Source organism: Tardiphaga sp. 866_E4_N1_4, from assembly GCF_052076075.1.
In the GTDB taxonomy this organism is placed as follows: Bacteria; Pseudomonadota; Alphaproteobacteria; order Rhizobiales; family Xanthobacteraceae; genus Tardiphaga; species Tardiphaga robiniae.
Genome location: NZ_CP197242.1, coordinates 4,404,497 through 4,428,973, shown reverse-complemented (window position 1 = coordinate 4,428,973; position 24,477 = coordinate 4,404,497). Strand labels below are relative to the sequence as shown.

Genomic DNA, 24,477 nt, shown 5'->3' with positions numbered 1-24,477 from the left:
GCTTCTTTATGACCAGAGGCTATGACAGAGCTACGGCTCGGCTACTTGAGCGGCACATAGACATTGATGACCAGCTTGTCTTCCGCCGTCTTCAAGGGATCGGTCATGTATTCCTCGATGAACGTGTCTTTCGCCTCTAACTTCTTGTCATCGAGGTGATTGGTGATCGCCTCATAGGTGTTGTCCATATTGTCGTAGGAGCCGCGATGGACGAACTTCAGCGCCTTACCATCCGGCGACAGGCCCATCTTCATCGCTTTCGGCAGGTTCTTCACCTCCTGATCGACCGGGATTTCCGCGAGGAAGGTGAAGCCAGTGTCATCGGTGGTCGTATAGACGATCATCGGATTGCCGGATGATTTGACACCCTGTTTGTCGAGCACGGTGGTGATCTGCTTGAACGCATCCATCAGCGTATCGAAGGCCGAATCCCAATTGGCCTTGCCGACGAAAGTCACCATCTGCTTCGGCGACAGCGTGATTTCCTCGCCGAATGGATCGGCAACCTGGACCTGAGGCGCGGGTGGCGTTGCAGGGGCCTGCGCTGCGGCGGGCGGCGTTGCCGGCGCGGCGGGGGCCGGCGTCTCCGGTGTGGCGGGAGCGGGTGTGGCGGGAGCCGTTGCCGCCGGAGCTGGTGTCGCCGGCGCGGGCGGGGTGGCGGGGGAGCTTGCCGCTGGCGGCGTGGCAGGCGGAGATTGTGCCCAAGCCGCGGCGTTCAGCGTCAACGCGGCTGCCGGGATCAGCGCCGCAGTGGCGAGGCGGGACAGGCGAGAACGGGTCATTCGAAGGGTCTCCAGTGACATCCTGCAGCGCAGCGTCCGGCAACATGCGCGATACGGCATCATGGTAACACGCAGCCGCGGCTTTCGTCCCCTCCCCAAATTGCGCAGGGCCATTCAAAACAGCCGACACAGAATCGCCGCACTGGCCAATCTGCCCGGGCTCGCCATATAAGGCTGAGATCAACGGGACCGAGCATGAGCGCACTGGCCAACCATTCCTTCGCCAAGATGAACGGCATCGGCAACGAGATCGTCGTGATCGACCTGCGCGATACGGCATCCGGTATCACGCCTGCCGACGCCCGCGCCGTGGCCACCCCCGAAGGCGTGCCCTATGACCAGTTGATGGTGCTGCAGAAGCCCCGGCTGGCCGGCACTGACGCGTTCGTCTCGATCTACAACAATGACGGCTCCGAGGCGGGCGCTTGCGGCAACGGCATGCGTTGCGTGGCGCGGCAGACCTTTGCCGGCGGCGACAAGACGGCACTCACATTCGAGACCAAGGCCGGCCTGATCAATTGCTGGCAAGGCCCGACGCCGGATCTCTACACGGTGGACATGGGCACGCCGAAGTTCGGCTGGCAGGACATTCCGCTGGCCGAGGAATTCCGTGACACCCGCGGCATCGAGTTGCAGATCGGCCCGATCGACGCGCCCATCCTGCACACCCCGTCAGTGGTCTCGATGGGCAACCCGCATGCGATCTTCTGGGTCGACGACATCCAGGCCTATGACCTCGAAAAGTTCGGACCGCTGCTGGAAAACCACCCGATCTTCCCGGACCGCGCCAATATCACGCTGGCCCATATCGTCGATCGCGATCACATCGTGATGCGCACCTGGGAGCGCGGCGCCGGCCTCACCAAGGCCTGCGGCTCCGCGGCTTGCGCAACCGCTGTTGCCGCCGCTCGCCTGCGCCGGACCAATCGCACTGTGCATATGACGCTGCCCGGCGGTGTACTCACCATCGAATGGCGCGAGAGCGACGACCACGTGCTGATGACGGGGCCGGCCGCGTTTGAATATGAGGGCACGTTCGATCCGAAGCTGTTCGCTTCGGTCGCGTAAGCCCTACTCCCCGTTCCAGCCACACGCCCGCAGCCGCTCATGCAGATGCGGCGGGGCCGGTGCGACGACACGAATCGGGTCCTTGTTGCGCGAAATCGGAATCACGATCTCGCGGGCATGCAGATGCAGTGTCGGCTCGCCGAAGCGTGGCCCGTTGCCGTAGATATTGTCGCCGACGATCGGAAAACCTGACGATGCCGAGTGCACGCGGAGCTGATGCGTGCGACCCGTCACCGGCTCCAGCGCCAGCCAGCTCATGCCACCGCCGCGGCCGAGCACGGTGAAGTTCGAGACGGCCTTGAGCCCCTCGGGATCCGGCTTCATCCACCAGCCCCGGTCGGCATTGAGCCGCCCGAGCGGCATGTCGATCACGCCCGAATCTTCGACAGGCCCGCCCTCGACCACCGCCCAATAGGTCTTCCGGATACGGCTGTGCTTGAACAGCAGGCCCAGCGACGCTGTCGCCTTGCGGTGCCGGCCGAGCACCAGGCAGCCCGAGGTGTCGCGATCCAGCCGATGTGCCAGAACGGGTGCACGCGGCAGGCCATAGCGCAGGAATTCGAACGATGTTTCCAGATTGGCGCCGCCCTTGGGGCCGCGATGCACCGGCAGGCCGGCTGGCTTGTCGATCACCAGCATCAGGCCGTCACGGTGCAGCACCCGCGCCAGAATCTCGGCCTCGGTCAGCTCCACCGCATCGGTGCGGGGTTCCAGCCGGGGCTCGGCCTCCAAGCTTACGTCTTCGTCACTTTCACTGGTCATACTTTGAATCATGGCGCGAAACGGCTAACACACCCCCGACATGAGCGACACTCCCGAAACGCCAAAACTGAGCTGGTGGCGACGGCTCTCCGGCGGGCTGAAGCGCACCTCGAGCGCCCTCGGCACCGCGGTCGCCGACCTCGTGACCAAGCGCAAGCTCGACCGCGCCATGCTCGAGGACATCGAGGACGTGCTGTTGCGCGCCGATCTGGGTACCGAAGTGGCGGCGCGGATTTCCGCCGCCGTCGGCCATGGCCGCTATGACAAGGCGATCTCCGCCGACGAGGTCAAAACCGTTGTGGCCACCGAAGTCGAGAAAGTGCTCTCGGCGGTCGCCAAGCCGTTGGTGATCGATACTTCGCACAAGCCGTTCGTGATCCTCGTGGTCGGTGTCAACGGTTCCGGCAAGACCACCACCATCGGCAAGCTCGCCTCCACCTTCTCCGCCGAAGGCCGCAAGGTGATGCTCGCCGCCGGCGATACGTTTCGCGCGGCAGCCATCGAGCAGCTCAAGGTCTGGGGCGAACGCAACAAGGTGCCGGTCATCGCCGGCGCGCAGGGTTCGGATTCCGCGAGCCTCGCCTTCACCGCCGTCACAGCGGCCCGCGACGACAAACGCGACGTGCTGCTGATCGACACCGCCGGCCGCCTGCAGAACAAGACCGAACTCATGGTCGAACTCGAGAAGGTCGTGCGCGTCATCAAGAAGGTCGATGCCACAGCGCCGCATGCGGTGCTGCTGGTCCTCGATGCCACGGTGGGACAAAACGCGCTGTCGCAAGTCGAGGCGTTTCATCGTACGGCTGGCGTCACCGGCCTCGTGATGACCAAGCTCGACGGCACCGCGCGCGGCGGCATCCTCGTGGCGCTGTCGGAGAAATACAAATTGCCGGTGCATTTCATCGGCGTCGGCGAAGGCATCGACGATCTCGCGCCGTTCACCGCCAGGGATTTCGCGCAGGCGATTGCAGGAATTGAAAGCTGACATGACTGACGTGATCGACAAGAAGCAGCCGCATCCGCTATTCAAGCTCGCCACCGAGCTCGGCCCGCTGATCGTGTTTTTCGTCGCCAATGCCAAATTCAACCTGTTCGTCGCCACCGGCGCCTTCATGGTGGCCATCGTTGCGGCGATGATCGCGTCCTATGTCGTAGTCAGGCATGTGCCGATTATGGCGCTTGTCACCGCCGTCATCGTGCTGGTGTTCGGCACGCTGACGCTGGTGCTGCATGACGAGACCTTCATCAAGGTCAAGCCGACCATCATCTATGGCCTGTTCGCAGCGATCCTCGGCGGCGGCCTGTTGTTCGGCCGATCCTTCATCGCCATCATGTTCGACCAGATGTTCAATCTCACACACGAAGGCTGGCGCGCGCTGACGAAGCGCTGGGCGCTGTTCTTCTTCGCCATGGCGCTTCTGAACGAAGCGATCTGGCGCACCCAGAGCACGGATTTCTGGGTGGCCTTCAAGGCATTCGGCGTGATCCCGCTGACCATGGTCTTCGCGGTGGCGCAGATGCCGCTGATCAAGCGCTACGGCATCGAGCCGGCCACGCTCGCGGAGAGCGCGGCGGACGAAGGTGATCTGAGGAAGTAGAAACGGCTCTTACTTAACCTCGCCCCGCTTGCGGGGAGAGGTCGGGTTGCGAGCGCAGCGAGTAATCCGGGTGAGGGGGAGCCAGTGTTTCACTCGCTAGCTCCCCCTCACCCGTCGCGGACTTCGTCCGCGCCACCCTCTCCCCGCAAGCGGGGAGAAGGAAAACACTACACCGCCAGCGTGCCGGCCTTTGCCGCCGCATAGCGCTCGCCGACCTTGGTCCAGTTGACCGTATTCCACCACGCCTTGAGATAATCAGCGCGACGGTTCTGGTAGGTCAGATAATAAGCATGCTCCCAGACGTCGTTGCCCATCAGCGCGCGCTTGCCGTCCATGATCGGATTGTCCTGATTCGGACGCGTCTCGATCGACAGCTTGCCGTCCTTGTCGACGATCACGAACACCCAGCCAGAACCGAACTGACGGCCGCCGGCGGCGTTGAAATCGGTCTGGAATTTCTCGAGGCCGCCGAGGTCGCGATCGATCGCCGCGAGCACATCGCCTTCCGGCTTGCCGCCATTCGGGCCCATGATCTGCCAGAACATGGTGTGGTTGGCATGGCCGCCGAGATTGTTGCGCACGCCGGTGCGGATCGCGTCAGGCACGCTGTTGAGATTGCCGAGCACCTCGACCAGCGGCTTCTCGCCGATCACCGGGGTATCCTTGGCAAAATTGTTCATGTTGGCAACGTAGGCGGCGTGATGCCTGTCGTGATGGATCTCCATCGTCTTGGCATCGATATGCGGTTCAAACGCCGTGACCGGATAGGTCAGCGGCGGCAGGATGAATGGCGCATTGCCGGCAGTAGGGGTGGCCGGCGCAGCCGCCTGGGCGAAAGCAAGACGGGGCGCGACGGCCGCGGCAGCGATGCCGGTCGCAGCGAGCATGAGATGGCGTCGGGACATCGATGACATGGGGCTTCTCCCTTGAATATGGACTGCTACGTCTGGCAAATACGCACCGCATCTCTGGCAGTTTCGTGTGCGGGCATTGTGACGCAGCGCGACATAGCACATCACAGGTCTGAGATACCGTCTCACATGGGGCGAATCATGATCCACCGGGCCGGACGCTGCGTTGGCCGTCGCGGTGCTTCAGGAGATAATGCAGGCCGACCAGGGCCGCAGCCATTCCCGAGATCGCGCCGATGGCTAGCGCCCAGCGCGGACCGAATCGATCAGCGGCCCAGCCGACAATCGGCGCACCGATCGGCGTACCACCAAGTGCAATGGCCAGCAGGATCGCCATCACGCGACCACGCATGGCCGGCTCGGTCGAGAGCTGCACCAGGCCGCTGGTCGAGGTGGTCACGGTTTGAGCTGCAATACCGATGACAATCAGCGTGAGACCGAACAACCAGTAACTCGGCATCGCGGCGGCGAGGACGAAGCCTGCACCAAACACAGCGGTACCGACGATCAGAAGACCGATGCGCGGCCTGTCGCGCCGCGCTGCCAGCAGCGAACCGATCACCGACCCGATCGCCATGACCGATGTCAGGACGCCATATTGACCGGCGCCGGCATGAAATGCCGTGACCGACATGGTCGAGATGAAAATCGGAAAGTTCAGACCGAAGGTGCCGATCAGGAACAGCATCAGCAAGATGGCTTTCAGGTCCGGCCGTTTCCAGACATAGCGAAAGCCTTCGACCAGACTGCCGCGGCCACCTGCAGCACGCTGCGCCGGATACATCTCATCGGCGCGCAGCAGCATGAGGGAGCCAAGCACCGCCATGAACGAGACCGCATTGAGAATGCACACCCATCCGGAGCCGACATGGGCAATCAGGAGGCCGGCAACCGCCGGACCGATCATCCGCGCCGCATTGAACGAGGTGGAGTTGAGCGCGACGGCATTCGACAGATCCGCCTCGATGACCAGTTCGGAGACGAAGGTCTGCCGTGCCGGAAAATCGAAGGCCGCAACGCAGCCGAGCAGAAACGCAAACACATAGACATGCCAGAGCTGGACGTGACCGCTGATCAGAAGCAGTCCCAGCCCGAGCGCCAGCACTCCCATCGCTACTTGCGTCGCGATCAGCAATTTGCGGCGATCCAGATGATCGGCGGCATAACCCGTGAACGGCAACAGCAGAAGCATCGGCCCGAACTGCAGCGCCATCACGATGCCGACCGCGGTGGCGTTGTTGTCGGTGAGTTGCGTGAGCACCACCCAGTCCTGCGTGGTACGCTGCATCCACGAGCCGATATTCGACACCAGCGCACCACCTGCCCAGACGCGATAGTTGAAACCGCGCAGCGAGCGGAACGTACCGGTGGCCGATATACTCATGAACCGAGCGGTGTGTTGCCGCCGTGAAGGCGCCCGAACAGCCGCGCCGTAAAGATCGCCATCAGCAGAGCGCCAAGACCGAAAGCGGTGACATCGATCGTGGAATGCAGATCGAAATCGCCGACGCGGACGACGAGGAGATAGCCGATCACCAGGTTGACGAAGCCCCAGATCACGTTGACCGTCGAGGACGACAGTCCCTTGCCCGGCGGCTTCGCGAACGGACTTTGAAACGGCCGGCCGGATACGCCGCTCACGAGGTGCGGGATCACATTGATGAGGAAAGCGCCACCGAAGAACCAGGCGAGATAATGAAGCCAAAGCATCTCACGCACTCCGTTTGTCGAGCAGGTTGATGACGTCCTGCGTGGTGCCGGTCTCACCGAGACGGGGGAAGACCTTGGCGATGCTGCAATCATGCGCTTCGGCGCGCATATCCGTCATCGCATCGACGGCGAGCGTGACGTTGAAGCCCGCTTCATAGGCTTGGCGCGCAGTGGCTTCGACACCGGTCCCCGTCGCAACACCGGCGATGACGACTTGCGTGACACCGCGCGACTTCAGTTGCTGTTGGAGATCGGTCGTGGCGAACGCGCCCCAGCTGTGCTTGGTCACGGTGATATCGCGGGGTTGCTGATCGAGTTCGGGGATGAGATCGGTCCAGTCCTCGGCAAGCGGCACCGATCGGCGCGGCTGCTCGGTGCGGCCCGGCGCACCGCCGGCCACGTTGACGAGCACGACCGGCAATTCGCAGGAGCGAAACGCGTCGAGCAGCACACGTGTCTGCTTCACGACGTCCCCGATCGGATGCACCGTCGGCAGCGCGACGATGCCTTGCTGCAGATCGACGACAACAAGTGCCGTGTTCAGATCGAGCGTGGTGAGTGGCATGGGGCTGTCCTTTGAATGCGGTGGCGCGATCAGGCGTCGACGATGCGCTTGAGTAACCCGATACTGCCGGCAAGCTGATCCTGCTCCACGGCGGTCAGGGTTTTCTGGATGGCGTGGAACAGCCAGTCCTCGCGGGCGGCGCGACCGACACGGATCCATTCCTTACAGGCTGGGGTGAGCGCCCAAATGGTCTGGCGACCGTCATTCGGATCCGGGGTGCCGCTGACCAGCCCGGTGGTCTCCAGCGCCGCCACCGTGGCGCCCATGGATTGCGGCCGCACGCCCTCGGCGCGAGCAAGGTGGGTCACCGTCGCCGGGCCGTCGCGATCCAGCCGGCTCAGCACCGCCACCTGGGACATCGTCAGGTCGCCGATGCCGGCCTTTTCACGCAATCTGCGCTTCACCTGACCGATCAGGTCGCGAATCTCGGTCGCCAATGCCAGCGCCCGGGCATCTTCGGGGTTGTCATGATGGTCCGTCATGACCTCGGACTACAGGATACGAAGGAAAACTACAAAGGAAAGCTTCATATCTGCCGATCACATCGCCGTGTCGTTTCAAACCTCGCAGTGATGGCGGCAGGTGTCTTGCCGCACCTAAACAAAAAGGGCGGCCTCACGGCCGCCCTTTCGTAATTCGCAATGTCGCGAAATTACTCCGCTGCAGTCGCGCCTTCGGCGGCCTTCTGCTTGGCTTCGAGATCTTCACCGGTCTCCTGATCGACAGCCTTCATCGACAAACGCGTCTTGCCGCGATCGTCGAAGCCGAGCAGCTTGACCTTGACCTTGTCGCCTTCCTTGACGACGTCGGAGGTCTTCTGCACGCGGCCGCCAGCGAGCTGGCTGATGTGAACCAGACCATCCTTGGCGCCGAAGAAGTTCACGAATGCACCGAACTCCATGACCTTGACCACAGTGCCTTCATAGATCGCGTTGAGCTCCGGATCCGAAGCGATCGACTTGATCCACTTGATCGCAGCCTTGATCGACTCACCATCGGATGAGGCCACCTTCACGGTGCCGTCGTCTTCGATGTTGACCTTGGCGCCGGTCTTTTCGACGATCTCGCGGATCACCTTGCCGCCGGTGCCGATCACTTCACGGATCTTGTCGGTGGCGATCTTGAAGGTTTCGATGCGCGGCGCGTATTCGCCGAGCTCGGCACGGGCGTTGTTGAGCGCCTTCGACATCTCACCGAGAATGTGAATGCGGCCTTCCTTGGCCTGACCCAGAGCGACCTTCATGATCTCTTCGGTGATACCGGCGATCTTGATGTCCATCTGCAGCGAGGTGATGCCGGTATCGGTACCAGCCACCTTGAAGTCCATGTCGCCGAGGTGATCTTCATCACCCAGGATGTCCGACAGAACCGCGTAGCGTGCGCCTTCGAGGATCAGGCCCATGGCGATACCCGCCGTCGGACGCTTCATCGGAACGCCCGCATCCATCAGCGCCAGCGAAGCACCGCAAACCGATGCCATCGACGACGAACCGTTGGACTCGGTGATCTCCGACACCACGCGCACGGTGTACGGGAATTCGTGGTGACCCGGCAGAACCGGATGGATTGCGCGCCAGGCGAGCTTGCCGTGGCCGATTTCGCGACGCTTGGTGCCGCCCATACGACCGGTCTCGCCGACCGAGTAGGGAGGGAAGTTGTAGTGCAGCAGGAACGTCTCTTTGTACGTTCCCGACAGCGAGTCGATGTACTGCTCGTCTTCACCGGTGCCGAGCGTGGTCACGACCAGCGCCTGGGTTTCACCGCGGGTGAACAGCGCCGAACCGTGGGCGCGCGGCAGCACGCCAACTTCGGCGACGATCGGACGAACCGTCGTCAGGTCGCGGCCGTCGATGCGCTTCTTGGTGTCGAGGATGTTCCAGCGAACGATCTTCGATTCCAGTTCCTTGAACACGCCGGCGATGCGGAGCTTGTCGTATTTCGGCTCCTGACCTTCCGGGAAGTAGTGCGCCATCGCCTTCGCCTTGACGGCACCGACGGCGGCGTAGCGGTCCTGCTTCACAGGGATCGCGTAAGCGGCGCGCAGCTCGGCTTCGACGAGACCGAGCATTTCCTTCTCGATTTCGCTGTCATCGATGGTCTTGACCTCGCGCGGCTCCTTCGCGGCCTTCTCGGCGAGCTCGATGATCGCCTTGATGACCGGCTGGAAGTGGCGGTGACCGAACATCACGGCGCCGAGCATCACGTCTTCGTTGAGCTCCTTGGCTTCCGATTCCACCATCAGCACGGCATCGCCGGTGCCGGCGACGACGAGGTCGAGATTGGTGTCGGCCATTTCGTCGAGGGTCGGGTTGAGCACGTATTCATCGTTGATGAAGCCGACGCGGGCCGCACCGATCGGGCCCTGGAACGGGGCGCCGGAAATCGTCAGCGCAGCCGAGGTGGCGACCAGCGCGAGAATGTCCGGATCGTTCTCCATGTCGTGCGACAGCACGGTGACGACGATCTGGGTTTCATTGCGCCAGCCATCGACGAACAGCGGGCGGATCGGGCGATCGATCAGGCGGGAGACCAGCGTCTCCTTCTCGGTCGGACGACCTTCGCGCTTGAAGTAGCCACCGGGAATGCGGCCGGCTGCATAGGTCTTCTCGATGTAGTCGACGGTCAGCGGCAGGAAGTCGATGCCATCCTTGGCAGTCTTCGCGGCGACGACGGTGGCGATAACGACGGTCTCGCCATAGGTGGCGATGACGGCGCCGTCAGCCTGACGGGCAACCTTGCCGGTTTCCAGCTTGAGCGGACGACCGCCCCAATCGATCTCGACGGAGTGAACATTAAACATCTTAGGTTTCTTTCATGGGTTCACGGAGGACGTGACGGCCAAAAACACAAAAGCCATGCGCAAGACGGCAAGAGGCTGCTCGCGATGTCGCGAAATCAGCGTCCGGCGATCCTGCCATGGCTCTGGTATTCTGAATGGCGTCCATCCTTCCGATGGTCGCGGGGATCTTTGGAGGATCGCGCCGCGCGACGGGCACCTTGCCCGTCATCGTCCAGTTGCCGGATTGCTTCTGAACGTTATCGCGAAAGCCGCACATGGCTTCCGCTACAAAAAACGCGCGCAAAGGGTTTTTGCGCGCGTGATTTCGCTTAGCGGCGAATGTTGTGCTTCTCGAGCAGCGCCTTGTAGCGCGCCTCGTCCTTGCGCTTGATGTAGTCAAGCAGCGAACGACGCGTGGAGACTAGCTTCAAAAGACCACGGCGGGAATGGTTGTCCTTGGTGTGGGTCTTGAAGTGTCCGGTCAGGTTGGCAATGCGCTCGGAGAGGATCGCAACCTGGACTTCCGGCGAACCAGTGTCGCCGGTCTTGTTGGCATTGGTCTTGATGACTTCCGCTTTGCGTTCTGCGGTAATCGACATCGTCAGTTACTTTCTTTGCGGGCCGAACTGGCGGTCAGTCCGGTCAGGTTAAACACGCGCTTGGGGATGAGTTCGCCGTTGCCAACTTCAGCGAGGGCCAATAATCGCCCTGCCACCGTGACATAAACTGTGCCGCTACAATCGGGCGCATCCCGTCCGCGCAACAAAACGGCCTGGCCCCGATGGAGCCTTGCCGCATCCGCCCGTGTGACGGCCAGTGCCGGGATGTCGTCCAGCGCGGTCTCAACGGGCAGTAGCGCGTCGGCGAGGCTACCCTCGCCAGACGCGGCTCTATCGCACAAAGCCTCCAACTGTTCCAGCGGAATCATGTCGGCTTCGGCGAAAGGTCCGACCAGGGTACGCCGGAGCGCACTGATATGGCCGTAGCAGCCGAGTAAACGGCCGATATCGCGGGCCAGCGCGCGCACGTAAGTGCCCTTGCCGCACTCGGCTTCGAACACGGCATGGTCGCTATCTGGCTGTTCTGTCAGGACTAATTCGTGAATCACAACCGGTCGGGGAACCAGCGGCACCACCTCGCCGTCGCGGGCGAGATCATAGGCGCGCTCGCCCTGGATCTTGATCGCCGAGTATTGCGGCGGGGTCTGTTCGATATTGCCGGTAAATTGCGGCAGCAGAGCCCTGATCTGGTCGGCCGTTGGCCTATTCGGGCTGGTGAAGGTCGCACGGCCCTCGGTGTCGTCGGTATCGCGTTCCTCGCCCCAAGCGACCGTAAAGCGATAGCGCTTGCGGCCGTCCATCACGAACGGAACCGTCTTGGTGGCTTCGCCGAGCGCGATCGGCAGACCGCCGGACGCCAACGGATCAAGGGTACCGGCATGGCCGGCGCGCTTGGCCTGGAACAGGCGCTTGGCGATCGCGACGGCCTGGGTCGAGGTCATGCCGATCGGCTTGTCGAGGATCACCCAGCCATGAACGTCGCGCTTGTCGCGCCGGACCTGGCCCTGCTGACGCTGCTTGCCGCCCTGATGGCGGGGATCGTTATTGCCGCGATGGCCCTGATGCTGACGCTGGTCATTGCCGCCGCGGTCACCTTGCTGACCGTGGTCGCCGTGCTGCACGGCCGGAGACAGGGTGGGCTCGCCATTGCCCGCTTCATCGAGGCGTGAATCGAGGGCGGCGGCTGGGGTCGTCACAGTCATTCGTTTTCGTCCGAGTCTGGTTTGAGGTCGCGCGCAACGGCAGGCGTGCGCAAAAGTTTGTCGATGCGTTCGGCTTCGTCGAAGCGCTCATCGATGCGGAAGCGGAGATCGGGGGCGTATTTGAGGTTCACGCGATACGCGACCTCGGTTCGCAGGAAGCTCTTGTTCGCCGCGAGCGCCTTCAGCACCGGTTCGGTGTTCTGGCCGCCGAGCGGCATCACATAGACGGTGGCGAGCTTGAGATCGGGCGACATCTTCACCTCGGGCACGGTGATGATGGTGGTCTGCAGAACGGGATCGTGGACCCCACCCTGCGACAGGATATCGGCAATCGCGTGGCGCATCAGCTCGCCAACGCGCAATTGACGCTGCGAGCCGCCCGGCGCGGCAGATTTTTGGTGATGCTTGGGCATCGGTTTCCCTACGAAAACAAAATTCGTCATGGCCGGGTTTGTCCCGGCCATCCACGACTGCTCTTTTGAAATTCAAAGACGTGGATGCCCGGCCATCTAGCGAAGCTAGCTTCGCGCAGGCCGGGCATGACGTCTCGTTTAAATCCGGTCTCTTTGTAAGATTTGGACTTACAGGGAGCGCTGGATGGTCTCTACGCGGTAACACTCGATCACGTCGCCGGCGCGCATGTCGCCGTAGTTCTCGAACGCCATGCCGCATTCCTGGCCTGACGCCACTTCCTTCACTTCGTCCTTGAAGCGCTTCAGTGTCGACAGCTTGCCTTCGTGCACCACGACGTTGTCGCGGATCAGGCGCACATTCGCGCCGCGTTCCACGGTTCCGTCGGTGACGCGGCAACCCGCAACCTTGCCGACCTTCGAGATGTTGAACACTTCGAGGATCTGCGCATTGCCCAGCATGGTTTCGCGCAGTGTGGGCGCGAGCAGACCGGACATGGCTTTCTTCACGTCATCCACGAGATCGTAGATGATGTTGTAGTAGCGGATTTCGATGCCGTTGCGCTTGGCAGCAGCAGCGGCTTCCTTGTTGGCACGAACCGAGAAGCCGATGATGGCGGCGTTGAAGCCTTCCGCCAGCGTGACGTCCGATTCTGAAATGCCGCCGACGCCCGCATGCAGGATGCGCGCAGCGACTTCATCGGTGCCGAGCTTCTCAAGCGAGCCGAGAATCGCTTCAAGCGAACCCTGCACGTCGGCCTTGATGATCAGCGGGAAGTCCTTGCGACCCGAGGTCTTCAGCTGGCTCATCATCTGCTCGAGCGAGCCGCGCATGCCATTGGTGGAGGCCGCGGACTTCTCGCGCTTCTGATGCGCACGGTAGCCGGTGATTTCACGGGCTCGGGCTTCGTTCTCGACCACGGCCATACGATCGCCAGCTTCCGGCGGACCGTTGAAACCGAGCACTTCGACCGGCACGGACGGACCTGCCGCGGTCAGCGTCTCGCCCTGATCGGAGATCAGCGCGCGGACACGGCCCATTTCGGCACCGGCCACGATGATGTCGCCGACCTTCAGGGTGCCGCGCTGAACCAGCACGGTCGCCACCGGACCACGGCCACGATCAAGCTTGGCTTCGATCACGGTACCTTCCGCCGGACGCTCCGAATTGGTCTTCAGGTCGAGAATATCGGCCTGCAGTGCGATCATTTCCAGGAGCTTGTCGAGGTTGGTCTTGTTCTTCGCCGACACTTCGACGTCGACCACGTCGCCGCCGAAGGATTCGACCTGCACGTCATGCTGCAGCAGTTCGGTGCGCACGCGCTCCGCCTTGGCGTCGGGCTTGTCGATCTTGTTGATCGCCACGATCATCGGCACGCCGGCTGCCTTGGCGTGGTTGATGGCTTCGATGGTCTGCGGCATGACGCCGTCATCGGCCGCCACCACCAGGATGACGATATCCGTGACCTTGGCGCCGCGGGCACGCATCGCGGTGAACGCAGCGTGGCCTGGCGTATCGATGAAGGTGATCTTCTTGCCGCTCTCGGGCGACGTGACCTGATACGCGCCGATATGCTGGGTGATGCCGCCGGCTTCGCCGGACACCACATTGGCATGGCGTAGCGCGTCGAGCAGCGAGGTCTTGCCGTGGTCGACGTGACCCATGACGGTCACGACCGGCGAACGCGGCTCGGTATCGGTGGAATCGTCGACCTTGTCGAACAGACCTTCTTCAACGTCCGATTCGGCAACGCGCTTGACGGTGTGGCCCATTTCTTCGGCCACCAGCTGCGCGGTGTCGGCGTCGATGACGTCGTTGATCTTGTGGATCGCGCCCTGCTTCATGAGCAGACGGATCACGTCCACGGCGCGCTCGGCCATACGGTTGGCGAGCTCCTGAATCGTGATCGCTTCCGGGATCGTGACTTCGCGAACCAGCTTTTCCTTCGGCTCGTTCGACTGATGACCCTTCAGACGCTGGGTGCGGCGACGGAACGAGGCGATCGAACGCTCGCGGACGTCGCCGGCCGACAGCGCGGTGACGACGGTGAGACGGCCGCGCTCCTTCTGCGGACCGGGCTTGGCAGTAGGCTTCGGCGCGATCACGGGGCGCGCGGCGCCGCCGGGACCACGGCGAATGACGCGTGGACCTTCATCCTCGTCGGTGCCGTCGGCAGCGACGCCGGGCGCACGCGCAGGCGTAGTTGAGGTGGCGCCGGGACGGGCCGTCGTCGTGGCCGGCTTGGCGGCCTTCGCATCGGCTTCAGCCTGACGGCGCTTGGCCTCGACTTCGGCGCGGCGCTTGGTTTCTTCTTCCTGGCGGTGACGCTCTTCCTCGGCCTTGCGACGGGCTTCGGCAGCTTCACGCTCTTCCTGTTCCTTGAATTCCTTGGTGTTGCGGCGGGCAGCCTCGATCTCGGCGAGGCGACGCTCTTCCTGCTCGCGCACGCGGGCATCGGCCAGCGCGCTGGCGCGGGCATTGCGCTCTTCTTCAGTCAGGGTGCGGAGCACGACGCCCGAACCCGAACGGGCCGGAGGCTGCGGGCGCTGCGGCGCGCGCGACGGCTGCGCTGCGGGAGGCGGAGCGGAGCTGCGTCCTGCGGGAGAAGGGGCAGCGGTGCGGGAAGCCGGTGCGGCCGGTGCAGGCGCAGCAGCGCGCGCAACCGGCGCCGCGGGCGCAGCAGTTGCAGCGGGAGCAGCCGGCGCAGCAGCAACGGGAGCTGGTGCAGCAGTCTCGACAGGTGCGGGAGCAGCAGTTGCTGGCGCGGCGACAGGCGCAGCCGCGGGCGCATCGCCGGGCATACGGCGCTTGCCGCGCTTCTCGACCACCACCTGCTTGGTGCGGCCATGGCTGAAGCTCTGGCGCACAGTGCCCTGCTCGACGCGCGGCTTGAGCGTCAAGGTCTTGCTGGGAACGCTCAGAGTCTTGTCACCAGGCGTTTTCGTATCAACCATTCAGCAGTCCTAATCTTGTTGCGTTGTGCGCGGTCGCACAGTCGTCGAAGTTTCGATCAGCGAGATCGTTGGCGTCAGCGGCTCCGTCTCCGGCGCAGCAGTTGTCAGCGAAGCTTTGGCGCTTGCGTTGATGTCGTCGTCAGCCAGCCGGTATTGGACCAGAGTCTGGCTGCGCGACAGGAACGTTTTGCCCGCCGGGCCCGTAAGCACGGCAGCATGTATCACATTTGACCGCCCCAATGCCAAATCCAATTCATCGGAGCTTAAAACCGTAATGATCGGCAGTTTCGGCGCGTCGTCGCCGGATTCCGCGTCAAATTCCACGCGTTGCCGGGCAACGCTGTCCAGTTTACGGATTCCGTCGGGGGCGCCGTTGGAGGCGTGGAGAAGAACACCGACCGTTCCGCGGCGCAGGGCGTCTTCGACCTTGGTGAAGCCGGAAACCACCTGACCGGCCTTGGCAGTCATGGCCAGCGCCTCGATGACGCCGCGCACCATGAGCTTGTCGGTGTCGTCGGCCAGGGTCGGCGACGCCTTGACCGCTTTCTTGAAGCCCTTGGCAAAAAGATTGCGCTTCGCCGCCTCGGTCACCGCCTTGCGGGAGGCCGTGACCCAGAGGCCGCGGCCGGGAAGCTTGCGCTTCAGATCCGGGATCGCCTCGCCCGTGGGCGCGACGACGAACCGGATCAGATCATCGATCGGGCGCACGCTCCGCGTAACCACGCACATCCGCATCGTCCCGGGCTTGGTGCTCCGGGGGCCGTTGTCCAGATCTGCTTGGTCAGCAATGGCGAGCATGCGCGTGGCATTGTCCTTACGCTTCTTCGGTGGCGTCGAGCGGCGCACCCTTGTCGAGATCGGCCTGGGTGATCCAGCCGGCCACGACGCGGGCCTGCATGATCAGATGCTCGGCGTCTTCGCGCGAAATTTCGCTGGCATCGAGAATGCCCGGGTGCTTGGTCGGCTCGGAGCCTTCCTTGCGTTCGGTCCAGCCCACCAGATCGTCAGTGGCACAGCCGGCAAGATCCTCGACGGTCTTGATGTCGTTTTCGCCGAACTTGACCATCATCTTGAGGGTCACGCCCGGAACGTCCTTCAAAGCGTCTTCCACACCCAATTCCTTACGTTTGCCTTCGAGTTCAGCTTCGAGCTGCTCGAGGTATTCACGTGCGCGGCTCTGCAATTCGGCCGCTGTTTCGTCGTCGAAGCCCTCGATGCCCGACAATTCCTTGGCATCGACCATCGAAAGTTCTTCCACCGAGGTGAAACCTTCCGACGCGAGCAGCTGACCGACGACTTCGTCGACGTTCAGCGCTTCCATGAAGACGCGCGTGGAATTTTCGAAATCGGCCTGGCGACGCTCGGATTCTTCCTGCTCGGTCAGGATGTCGATATCCCAGCCGGTCAGCTGCGAAGCCAGGCGCACATTCTGGCCGCGACGACCGATCGCAAGGGATAGCTGGTTATTGGTGTCGGGAACGACAACCTCGATGCGCTCACGATCTTCATCGATCACGACTTTCGAGACTTCCGCCGGCGCCAGCGCGTTCACCACGAAAGTGGCGATATCCGGCGACCACGGAATGATGTCGATCTTTTCGCCCTGCAGCTCGTTGACCACTGCCTGCACGCGGGAACCACGCATACCGACGCAGGCGCCGACCGGATCCACCGAGGAGTCGCGCGAGATCACACCAATTTTCGCACGCGAACCGGGATCGCGGGCCACGGCCTTGATCTCGACGATACCGTCATAGATTTCAGGCACTTCCTGCGCGAACAGCTTGGCCATGAACTGCGGATGGGTGCGCGACAGGAAGATCTGCGGACCGCGGGTCTCGCGGCGCACGTCGAACACATAGGCGCGAACGCGGTCACCGTTGCGGAACACTTCGCGCGGCAGCATCTCGTCGCGACGCACGATGGCTTCGCTGCGGCCGAGGTCGACGATCACCGAACCGTATTCGACGCGCTTGACGATGCCGTTGACGATCTCGCCGATGCGATCCTTGAATTCCTGGTACTGCCGGTCACGCTCGGCTTCGCGCACCTTCTGCACGATAACCTGCTTGGCGGACTGCGCGGCGATACGGCCGTATTCCAGCGGCGGCAGCGTGTCGGCGATAGTGTCGCCGATCTGCGCACCCGGATTGGCGCGCTGCGCGTCAAACAGCGAGGTCTGGAAAGACGAATTCTCGACGTCCTCGACCACCAGCATGTGGCGGGTCAGAGAGAGCTGGCCGGTCTTGGGATGAATCTCGGCATGCACATCGGTCTCGGAACCGTAACGCGCGCGGGCCGCTTTCGCGATCGCCTCTTCCATCGCCTGGATGACGATGTTGCGGTCGATCGATTTTTCGCGCGCGACGGCGTCGGCGATCTGCAGCAGTTCGAGTTTATTGGCGCTGACAGCGGCCATAGCTCATTCTCCTTCGATGGGATCGATTTCGCCTCGGCGCGCACGGTCGGCGGCCAGACGATGTTCTTTGGTATTCTTCGGCAAAGGCTTCTTGGTAGCTTTCGCGACCTTGAGTTTCGGCTTCGGCGCAAAGCTCTTTTTCGGATCGCTGCGCTTGGCATGCGGTGCCGGCGGCGGCGCGAGACCGAGCTCCCGCTTGAGATCAAGCTCGGCGTGCTTGCCGCGGCGCATGGACTCGGCGATCAGCTCGTCGGTCAACACCAGGCTGGCATTGGAGATATCTTCCAGCGGCAACCGCGTGATGGGGTCTTCGCCGTCGCGGGCGCCTTCCCGATCGATCAGGACGACGTCACCTTCGATAGCGCCGAGCAGGCCACGGAAGCGTTTACGGCCGCCGACGGCGACAGCCATCTCGATCTTAACCAGATAGCCATGATAGCGCTCGAAATCGGAGCGTCGGACCAGCGGACGATCGATGCCGGGCGAGGAAATTTCGAGGCGATAGGCGCGCTGGATCGGATCGGCGACGTCCATCACCGGCGACAGCGCGTGTGAGATCGCCTCGCAGTCCTCGACCAGCATGGTGCCATCCGGCCGCTCCGCCATGATCTGCACGGTGCAGCCGAGCTCGCCGGAAATTTTGATCCGCACCAGCCGGTAACCGAGGTTTTCAAGCACGGGCGTGGCGACTGCCGATACCCGCGCCGCAGCACCCGGCTCGATCACCAGGCGCGGCTCGGAAAGCAGCTCGGTATCAACGGTTTCTGGGTTTTGGTCGGTCATGTCCAGGATCGAAGTATTCCGGTTGGAGGATGTCTGAATACGCGTGCAGCCTGCAGAAGTGTATCGCGTCGGGCTTTCGGCCCTTTTTGACCCGGGCGAGCCCCGCCGGATTATCGGCCAAGGTCCGTTCAGGTAATAAAAAAGAGCGGGTCCCGAGGGGCCCACTCTCAAACGCGATCGTATGAGAACCTAATAAGTTGTGGGCGATATAGCCCTTTTCCGGCGCCCCGGCAAGGCCGCAGTGGCTGCCCCGCAATATTTCTGCAACCCGCGGTAGCCCAATCCTGCGGACTAACCGTTCCTTCATCAACCCCATCTAGGGTGCCCCAGCCTTTCCGTATGGTGGTGTTGAGTATTTTTTGATGGCTGAGGCGAAATCGCTCATTCCCGGGCTGGAGAACATCGTCAGAGATGGCGATCCCAAGCGGCGCGGCGAGGCGGTGCGTAAGATTTCCGAGCTTTTCCTAAGGGGCGCATCCCGTTTTCAACCGGCACATGTCGATCTGTTCGACGGCGTTCTGACGAGTCTGGTTCCACAAACCGAGGTCGAAGCACGCACCGAGCTGGCCGAACGGCTGTCCGATCTCGTCAACGCACCGCCGCAACTGGTGGCCTTGCTCGTCCGCGATGACGAGATCCTGATCGCCGGGCCGCTGTTGCGCCGCTCACCCTTGATCGACGAACCGACACTGGTCGACATCGCCAAGGCCCAAGGCCAGTCGCATCTGCTGGCGATCTCCGATCGCTCGACGCTGACCCCGCGCATTACCGACGTGATCGTCCGCCGCGGCGACCGCGATGTGATCCGCCGCGTGGCCGGCAACGCCGGTGCGGCTTTCTCGCAGCTCGGCTATACCGGCCTCATTCGCCGCGCCAGCGATGATGGCGCCCTCGCCGTCACGGTCGGGCAACGCGACGATCTCGCGCCGGAACAGCTCAAACACCTGTTGGCGCAGTCGGTGGAGGTGGTTCGCCGCCGGCTGTTCGATGCCGCCGCCCCCCAACTGCGCAACGCGATCAACCGCGCGATGCAAGACATCACCGGTACGCCGACGCATCTGGCCGTCACCCGCGACTTCGCCACCGCGCAGCGTGCCATTCGCAAGCTCCACCAGGCCGACGAGCTGGACGAAGGCGCTTTGTTGCGCTTTGCCCGCGCCCATCAATATGAGGAAACCGCCGCCGCCCTCGCCGCTCTGTCGGGCGTGCGGATCGGGACCATCGACCAGCTCCTCAAGGGCGACCGCGACGATCCGATGCTGATCCTCGGCAAATCGATCGGGATTTCCTGGGCCACCGTCCGCGCCCTGATGACGCTGCGTCTTGGCCCCGGCCGTTCGCCTGCCGCCGCCGATGTCGAGGAAGCCCGGCAGAATTTCGAGCGCCTGGTGCCCGCCACGGCACAGCGCGTGCTGACCTTCTGGCAGACCCGCGAGACCGCCTCAGCGATCCCCCTGCCGCTCTGATCCACTGGGATTCTCCGGGGCCGCAGCCCGCCGCTCCCGTTTGCGCCACTCCGCCACAAAACTTACGAACGCCGCCAAAGCCGGCGGCGGCTGCCGGCGGCTTGGATAATACAGGAACGGCCCCGGGAATGGCGGCAGCCAGTCCTCCAGCACGCTGACCAACCTCCCGGTCGCGAGGTCGTCCCGCACATAGCCCTCAAACACCGCGTAAAAGCCAAGTCCGTCCCGGGCTGCTTCCAGCCCGAGCCGGGAATAGCTCGCCAGCAGAGGCCCGCGGGGCGGTATCCGGACCACCTGGCCGTCCTTTTCGAACTCCCATTCCGGGATAGAACCGTTGTCGAAACGCGTTCTGATGCAGCAATGCTGCAGCAATTGCTGCGGTGCAATAGGTCGCCCATGCTGCGCAATATATTGCGAAGAAGCCACCATCACGAAGCGTTGCGGTGGCCCCAGCGAGACCGCGATCATGTCCTGCGCCAGATCCTCGCCATAACGAATGCCGGCGTCGAAACCCTTGGCGACGATGTCGATCAATGACGTCTCGGCAACGATCTCAAGTTCAACCTGCGGATATTCCTGCAAAAATGGTGTAACCATCGGCGCCACCACGATATCGATGGCTGGTGCTGGACCGTTGATCCTGAGGCGGCCAGACGGCACATCACCGAAATCGCGAACTTGCTGCAACGCAGCATGGACATCGCCCATAGCCGGAGCGATTTTGCGTTGCAGCAATTCTCCAGCCTCGGTGAGCGCCACACTCCGTGTTGTGCGATGCAGCAAACGAACGCCGAGGCGCTCTTCCATGTCACGCAGTCGCTGGCTCAGGCTGGACACCGAGACATGGGTCTCCACCGCCGCCCGCCGGAAATTCCGGGTCCGTGCAACTGCCAGAAAGGCCGCCAGATCGCGCAGATCGAGATCGCTCATTGTTCGACAGAGTGAACAAGCCTTTCGGGATTGTCCAGCTTATCGGATCAATGGAGCGGGCTCATATCGGGGCAGCAGCGGCAAAGGATCGGTCCGGCCGCCTTCTGGGAGAACCACCATGAAACACCTTCAACTCGGAAAGACTGGCCCGACAGTGGGCGCGCTCGGCCTCGGCTGCATGGGCATGTCGGATGTCTACGGCCCGGCCGACCGAGGTGAAAGCATCGCCACCATCCACGCCGCGCTGGAGGCCGGCGTCACCCTGATCGACACCGGCGACTTCTACGCCATGGGCCACAACGAACTCCTGATCGCCGAAGCCCTGCGCGGCCGCAACCACGATAACCTGCAGCTTTCGGTCAAATTCGGCGGTATGCGCGATCCCGCCGGTGCCTTCATGGGCTTCGACAACCGCCCGATAGCGATCAAGAATTTCGTGGCCTATTCGCTGGTGCGGCTCGGCGTCGAGGTCATCGACATCTACCGCCCCGCGCGGCTCGACCCCAATGTACCCATCGAGGACACCGTTGGAGCCATCGCCGATCTGATCAAGGCCGGCTACGTCAAACATATCGGCCTGTCCGAAGTCGGCTCCGAGACCATCCGCCGTGCCCACAAGGTGCATCCGATCACCGACCTGCAGATCGAATATTCGCTGATCTCGCGCGGCATCGAGGACGACATCCTGCCGACCTGCCGCGAACTTGGCATCGGCATCACGGCCTACGGCGTGCTGTCGCGCGGCCTGATCGGTGGCCACTTCACCAAGAACGGGATGAACGCGAGGGACTATCGCAGCCACAGCCCACGCTTCAGCGCTGCGAATATCGATCAGAATCTGGCGCTGGTCGACAAAATCCGCGCTGTCGCCGATGACATCGGCGCCTCGGTCGCGCAGGTCGCGATTGCCTGGGTGGCCGCGCAGGGCCAGGACATCCTGCCCGTGGTCGGCGCCCGGCGACGGGATCGGCTCACTGAAGCGCTGGGATCGCTGGAGGTGAAACTCACGCCCGCGCATCTCAGGGCTTTGGCAGAGGCGATCCCGGCCGATGCGGCAGCCGGCGGCCGTTATCCAGACGAGCATCTCGCGCATATGGACAGTGAAAAGAAGCGGGCGTGAGACGACACAGGCCAATGGCATCCCTCCCCCCCTTGCGGGAGGGATTAAGAAAGCGCCTCACAAATATGCGCTCAAATCCCTGATGCTCGGCGCATCCCCGTTGAGCGGATTCGCCGGATCGCGCCCGTAACGCAGCGTCTCGAAGCGCATGTTGCGGGCGTCGATCATCAGCAGACGCCCGACCAGCCCTTCACCAAAGCCCACGATCTCGCGGATCGCTTCCAGCGCCATCATCGAGCCAACCATGCCGGCCAGCGCGCCCATGACGCCGGCTTCCTGGCAGCTCGGCACCGTGCCCGGCGGCGGCGCTTCGGGGAACAGGCAGCGATAGGTCGGGTTCAATGCGCCCGACGCGTTGGCCTCATGGGCACGGATCGTGGTCAGCGACGCATCGAAAGTGCCGAGCGCCGCGGAGATCAACGGCTTCTTTGCGAGATAGCAGGCATCCGACAGCAGATAGCGCGTGGTGAAATTGTCGGAACCATCGAGCACGATGTCGTAGCCCGACAACAGCGCCATCGCATTCGCTGCATTGAGCCTGACGGCATGGCCGATAAATCTGACATGCGGATTGAGCGCATGGATCTTTGCCGCGGCGCTGTCGGTCTTCAACGCGCCGATATCCGGCGTTGCGTGAATGACCTGCCGCTGCAGGTTCGACAGCGACACCGTGTCGTCATCGACCACACCGAGCGTGCCGATGCCCGCGGCCGCCAGATACATCAGCGCCGGTGCGCCCAGCCCGCCGGCGCCGATCACCAGCACCTTCGCGCTCTGCAGCGCAGTCTGGCCGGGACCGCCGACTTCGCGGAGCACAATGTGACGCGCATAGCGCTCGAGTTCATCGGCATTCAGCATCGCAATAGTCGCTCCAAACTCCGACCCTCATGGTGAGGAGCGCGCTTCTTGCGCGCGTCTCGAACCATGAGATGAACAGCTCATCCTTCGAGACGGCGCTGAAGAAGCGCCTCCTCAGGATGAAGCCACAGATCAGGTCCCGCATTGTCGTGAACCCTTCCCGCGCTGTCACCGACCCACGAGATGTGCTTAATTCCACCGAAATCAATCACCAGCTTCAAGACCGGACATGTCATGAGATCGATGCTTTCAGCAACATTGATGATCGTGGCAGCCTCTGCGGCTCACGCACAGGTGCAGGCGACGCCTCCCGCGGTGCAGGGCGTCAAACCCAAACCCGTCACCACCACACCGATCCGCCCGGCGCTGCAGACACCTGCCGACACCGCCAATGCCATGGCGCAGGCCGAGCGGCTCGGCATTCAATCGGATCTGGCGTGGACCGGGCAGTATAACGGCGCCATTACCGGCGAGGTCTCGGATCGCATGGTCAATGCGATCAAGACGTTCCAGAAGGACAACGGCGCCAAGCAAACGGGCGTGCTGAACCCGCAGGAGCGCGATCTGCTGCGCGCCGCAGCGAGGAAACTTCAGGACAATGTCGGCTGGAAAATGGTCACCGACATGGTGACCGGCGCACGGCTTGGCATTCCCGGCAAGCTGGTGCCGCAGCAGGCCTCCGACGCGAACGGCAGCAAGTGGTCGTCCTCCACCGGCACGATCCAGATCACGCTGGCGCGCCGCAAGGAGGAAACACCGTCCACAGCGAAACTCGCCGAGACGGAGCGCAAGGAGCCTGGACGCAAGATCGACTATCAGGTGGTGAAGCCGGATTTCTTCGTGCTGTCCGGGTTGCAGAACCAGAAGAAGTTTTACATCCGCGGCCAGTTCAAGGACTCCGAGGTCCGCATCCTCTCGATCTTCTACGATCAGGCCACCGAAGGCACGATGGAGCCGGTGGTGATCGCGATGTCGTCTGCCTTCAACGCATTCCCCGCAGGGGCGCAGGCGGTGGGTCCGCCGCCGCGCAAGAAGGTCGAATATGCCAGCGGCATCGTGGTGAGCGATGACGGCGCCATCGTCACCGATCGCCAGGCAGTCGATGGCTGCATGTCCATTGTCGTCGCTGGTTACGGCAATGCCGACAAAGTCGCCGAAGATAAAGTGCGCGATCTCGCACTGCTGCGCATCTATGGCGCGCGCGAGCTGAAGCCGCTGTCGCTTGGCGCTGGCGCAGCGAAGCCCAATCTCGATCTCGTAGGGATTGCCGATCCGCAAAACCAGGGCGGCGGCGCAGCCGTCACCAGCGTGAAGGCGTCCACCACGCCGGTCGGCACCGGCAGCGAACTGGCCCTCTCACCCGCACCGGGGTTCGGTTTTTCCGGCGCAGCCGCCATCGACAGCGACGGCAAATTTGCGGGCCTCGCGCAGTTGAAGCCACTGCTCGTTGCCGGCCCGCCGAATGCGGCACCGCTGGCGGCGCTGGTGCCCGCGGAACTCGTGCTGAATTTCGTGAAAGCGAATGGCGTGAACGCGAACGGCAGCTCGGCCGATGCCAAGGCTGCGATGGTGCGCGTGATCTGCGTGCGGAAGTAGCTG

General features: G+C 63.1%; 23 protein-coding genes. 6 read left to right on the top strand and 17 right to left on the bottom strand.

Features of this window, described 5'->3' with window-relative positions; genetic code table 11:
• Positions 1-41: 41 nt before the first annotated feature.
• On the bottom strand, positions 42-782 hold the full coding sequence (locus tag AB8B20_RS21440; RefSeq protein WP_089266456.1) for a GyrI-like domain-containing protein: 741 nt from the start codon (positions 780-782) through the stop codon (positions 42-44).
• 195 nt (positions 783-977) lie between these two features.
• On the opposite strand from AB8B20_RS21440, the gene dapF reads away from it, so the two are divergent.
• The gene (gene dapF / locus AB8B20_RS21435) at positions 978-1,850 is read left to right on the top strand and encodes a diaminopimelate epimerase (RefSeq protein WP_439073689.1); all 873 of its coding nucleotides are present in this window, start codon (positions 978-980) and stop codon (positions 1,848-1,850) included.
• Between the two features lie 3 nt (positions 1,851-1,853).
• Here the strand turns inward: dapF and AB8B20_RS21430 are convergent, their stop codons facing one another.
• Complete coding sequence (locus AB8B20_RS21430; protein WP_439074057.1) at positions 1,854-2,489, bottom strand: RluA family pseudouridine synthase; 636 nt, start codon at positions 2,487-2,489, stop codon at positions 1,854-1,856.
• 163 nt (positions 2,490-2,652) lie between these two features.
• On the opposite strand from AB8B20_RS21430, the gene ftsY reads away from it, so the two are divergent.
• Positions 2,653-3,597, top strand: a complete 945-nt coding sequence (gene ftsY / locus AB8B20_RS21425) for a signal recognition particle-docking protein FtsY (protein ID WP_231078564.1) — start codon at positions 2,653-2,655, stop codon at positions 3,595-3,597.
• A 13-nt stretch (positions 3,598-3,610) separates the two neighbouring features.
• Positions 3,611-4,210 (top strand): septation protein A, encoded by a 600-nt coding sequence (locus AB8B20_RS21420; RefSeq protein ID WP_120288098.1) that lies wholly within the window; start codon positions 3,611-3,613, stop codon positions 4,208-4,210.
• A gap of 167 nt (positions 4,211-4,377) precedes the next feature.
• Here AB8B20_RS21420 and AB8B20_RS21415 read toward each other — a convergent pair whose 3' ends face one another.
• From AB8B20_RS21415 to rimP, 13 genes are all read right to left on the bottom strand, one after another.
• Complete coding sequence (locus AB8B20_RS21415) at positions 4,378-5,124, bottom strand: superoxide dismutase (protein ID WP_309941256.1); 747 nt, start codon at positions 5,122-5,124, stop codon at positions 4,378-4,380.
• Between the two features lie 136 nt (positions 5,125-5,260).
• A complete protein-coding gene (locus AB8B20_RS21410) occupies positions 5,261-6,505 on the bottom strand; it encodes an MFS transporter (protein ID WP_439073692.1) in 1,245 nt (414 codons plus the stop codon).
• The gene (locus AB8B20_RS21405; protein ID WP_089266447.1) at positions 6,502-6,831 is read right to left on the bottom strand and encodes a hypothetical protein; all 330 of its coding nucleotides are present in this window, start codon (positions 6,829-6,831) and stop codon (positions 6,502-6,504) included. Before AB8B20_RS21405 ends, AB8B20_RS21410 begins: the two co-directional genes overlap by 4 nt.
• Before the next feature lies 1 nt (position 6,832).
• Positions 6,833-7,396, bottom strand: coding sequence for an isochorismatase family protein (locus tag AB8B20_RS21400; RefSeq protein WP_439073694.1), 564 nt, complete (start codon positions 7,394-7,396; stop codon positions 6,833-6,835).
• 29 nt (positions 7,397-7,425) lie between these two features.
• Positions 7,426-7,878 carry a MarR family winged helix-turn-helix transcriptional regulator gene (locus AB8B20_RS21395; RefSeq protein WP_093757902.1) on the bottom strand — a complete coding sequence of 151 codons (453 nt, stop codon included), beginning with the start codon at positions 7,876-7,878 and terminating at the stop codon, positions 7,426-7,428.
• A 170-nt stretch (positions 7,879-8,048) separates the two neighbouring features.
• Positions 8,049-10,196 carry a polyribonucleotide nucleotidyltransferase gene (gene pnp, locus AB8B20_RS21390; protein WP_068734149.1) on the bottom strand — a complete coding sequence of 716 codons (2,148 nt, stop codon included), beginning with the start codon at positions 10,194-10,196 and terminating at the stop codon, positions 8,049-8,051.
• 308 nt (positions 10,197-10,504) lie between these two features.
• Positions 10,505-10,774, bottom strand: a complete 270-nt coding sequence (gene rpsO, locus AB8B20_RS21385; protein WP_068734145.1) for a 30S ribosomal protein S15 — start codon at positions 10,772-10,774, stop codon at positions 10,505-10,507.
• 2 nt (positions 10,775-10,776) lie between these two features.
• Positions 10,777-11,937: a tRNA pseudouridine(55) synthase TruB gene (truB, locus tag AB8B20_RS21380; protein WP_093757901.1), complete on the bottom strand. Its 1,161-nt coding sequence runs from the start codon at positions 11,935-11,937 to the stop codon at positions 10,777-10,779.
• Positions 11,934-12,350: a 30S ribosome-binding factor RbfA gene (gene rbfA, locus AB8B20_RS21375; RefSeq protein ID WP_068734171.1), complete on the bottom strand. Its 417-nt coding sequence runs from the start codon at positions 12,348-12,350 to the stop codon at positions 11,934-11,936. Before rbfA ends, truB begins: the two co-directional genes overlap by 4 nt.
• 168 nt (positions 12,351-12,518) lie before the next feature.
• Complete coding sequence (gene infB, locus AB8B20_RS21370; protein WP_439073697.1) at positions 12,519-15,302, bottom strand: translation initiation factor IF-2; 2,784 nt, start codon at positions 15,300-15,302, stop codon at positions 12,519-12,521.
• Positions 15,303-15,311: 9 nt separating this feature from the next.
• Positions 15,312-16,100 (bottom strand): RNA-binding protein, encoded by a 789-nt coding sequence (locus AB8B20_RS21365; protein WP_439073698.1) that lies wholly within the window; start codon positions 16,098-16,100, stop codon positions 15,312-15,314.
• 16 nt (positions 16,101-16,116) lie between these two features.
• Positions 16,117-17,721: a transcription termination factor NusA gene (gene nusA / locus AB8B20_RS21360; protein WP_068734140.1), complete on the bottom strand. Its 1,605-nt coding sequence runs from the start codon at positions 17,719-17,721 to the stop codon at positions 16,117-16,119.
• A gap of 3 nt (positions 17,722-17,724) precedes the next feature.
• The gene (rimP, locus tag AB8B20_RS21355) at positions 17,725-18,504 is read right to left on the bottom strand and encodes a ribosome maturation factor RimP (protein ID WP_093757899.1); all 780 of its coding nucleotides are present in this window, start codon (positions 18,502-18,504) and stop codon (positions 17,725-17,727) included.
• Between the two features lie 362 nt (positions 18,505-18,866).
• On the opposite strand from rimP, the gene AB8B20_RS21350 reads away from it, so the two are divergent.
• The gene (locus AB8B20_RS21350) at positions 18,867-19,970 is read left to right on the top strand and encodes a DUF2336 domain-containing protein (RefSeq protein ID WP_089266433.1); all 1,104 of its coding nucleotides are present in this window, start codon (positions 18,867-18,869) and stop codon (positions 19,968-19,970) included.
• Here the strand turns inward: AB8B20_RS21350 and AB8B20_RS21345 are convergent.
• Positions 19,947-20,900 carry a LysR family transcriptional regulator gene (locus AB8B20_RS21345; RefSeq protein ID WP_439073701.1) on the bottom strand — a complete coding sequence of 318 codons (954 nt, stop codon included), beginning with the start codon at positions 20,898-20,900 and terminating at the stop codon, positions 19,947-19,949. The two genes, AB8B20_RS21350 and AB8B20_RS21345, sit on opposite strands and share 24 nt — an antisense overlap.
• A 118-nt stretch (positions 20,901-21,018) precedes the next feature.
• Here AB8B20_RS21345 and AB8B20_RS21340 point away from each other — a divergent pair, with 118 nt between their 5' ends.
• A complete protein-coding gene (locus AB8B20_RS21340; RefSeq protein WP_439073703.1) occupies positions 21,019-22,020 on the top strand; it encodes an aldo/keto reductase in 1,002 nt (333 codons plus the stop codon).
• 57 nt (positions 22,021-22,077) lie between these two features.
• Here AB8B20_RS21340 and AB8B20_RS21335 read toward each other — a convergent pair whose 3' ends face one another.
• On the bottom strand, positions 22,078-22,878 hold the full coding sequence (locus tag AB8B20_RS21335; protein WP_439073705.1) for a HesA/MoeB/ThiF family protein: 801 nt from the start codon (positions 22,876-22,878) through the stop codon (positions 22,078-22,080).
• Between the two features lie 234 nt (positions 22,879-23,112).
• On the opposite strand from AB8B20_RS21335, the gene AB8B20_RS21330 reads away from it, so the two are divergent.
• Complete coding sequence (locus AB8B20_RS21330) at positions 23,113-24,474, top strand: serine protease (RefSeq protein WP_439073707.1); 1,362 nt, start codon at positions 23,113-23,115, stop codon at positions 24,472-24,474.
• The last annotated feature ends 3 nt before the right edge of the window (positions 24,475-24,477 follow it).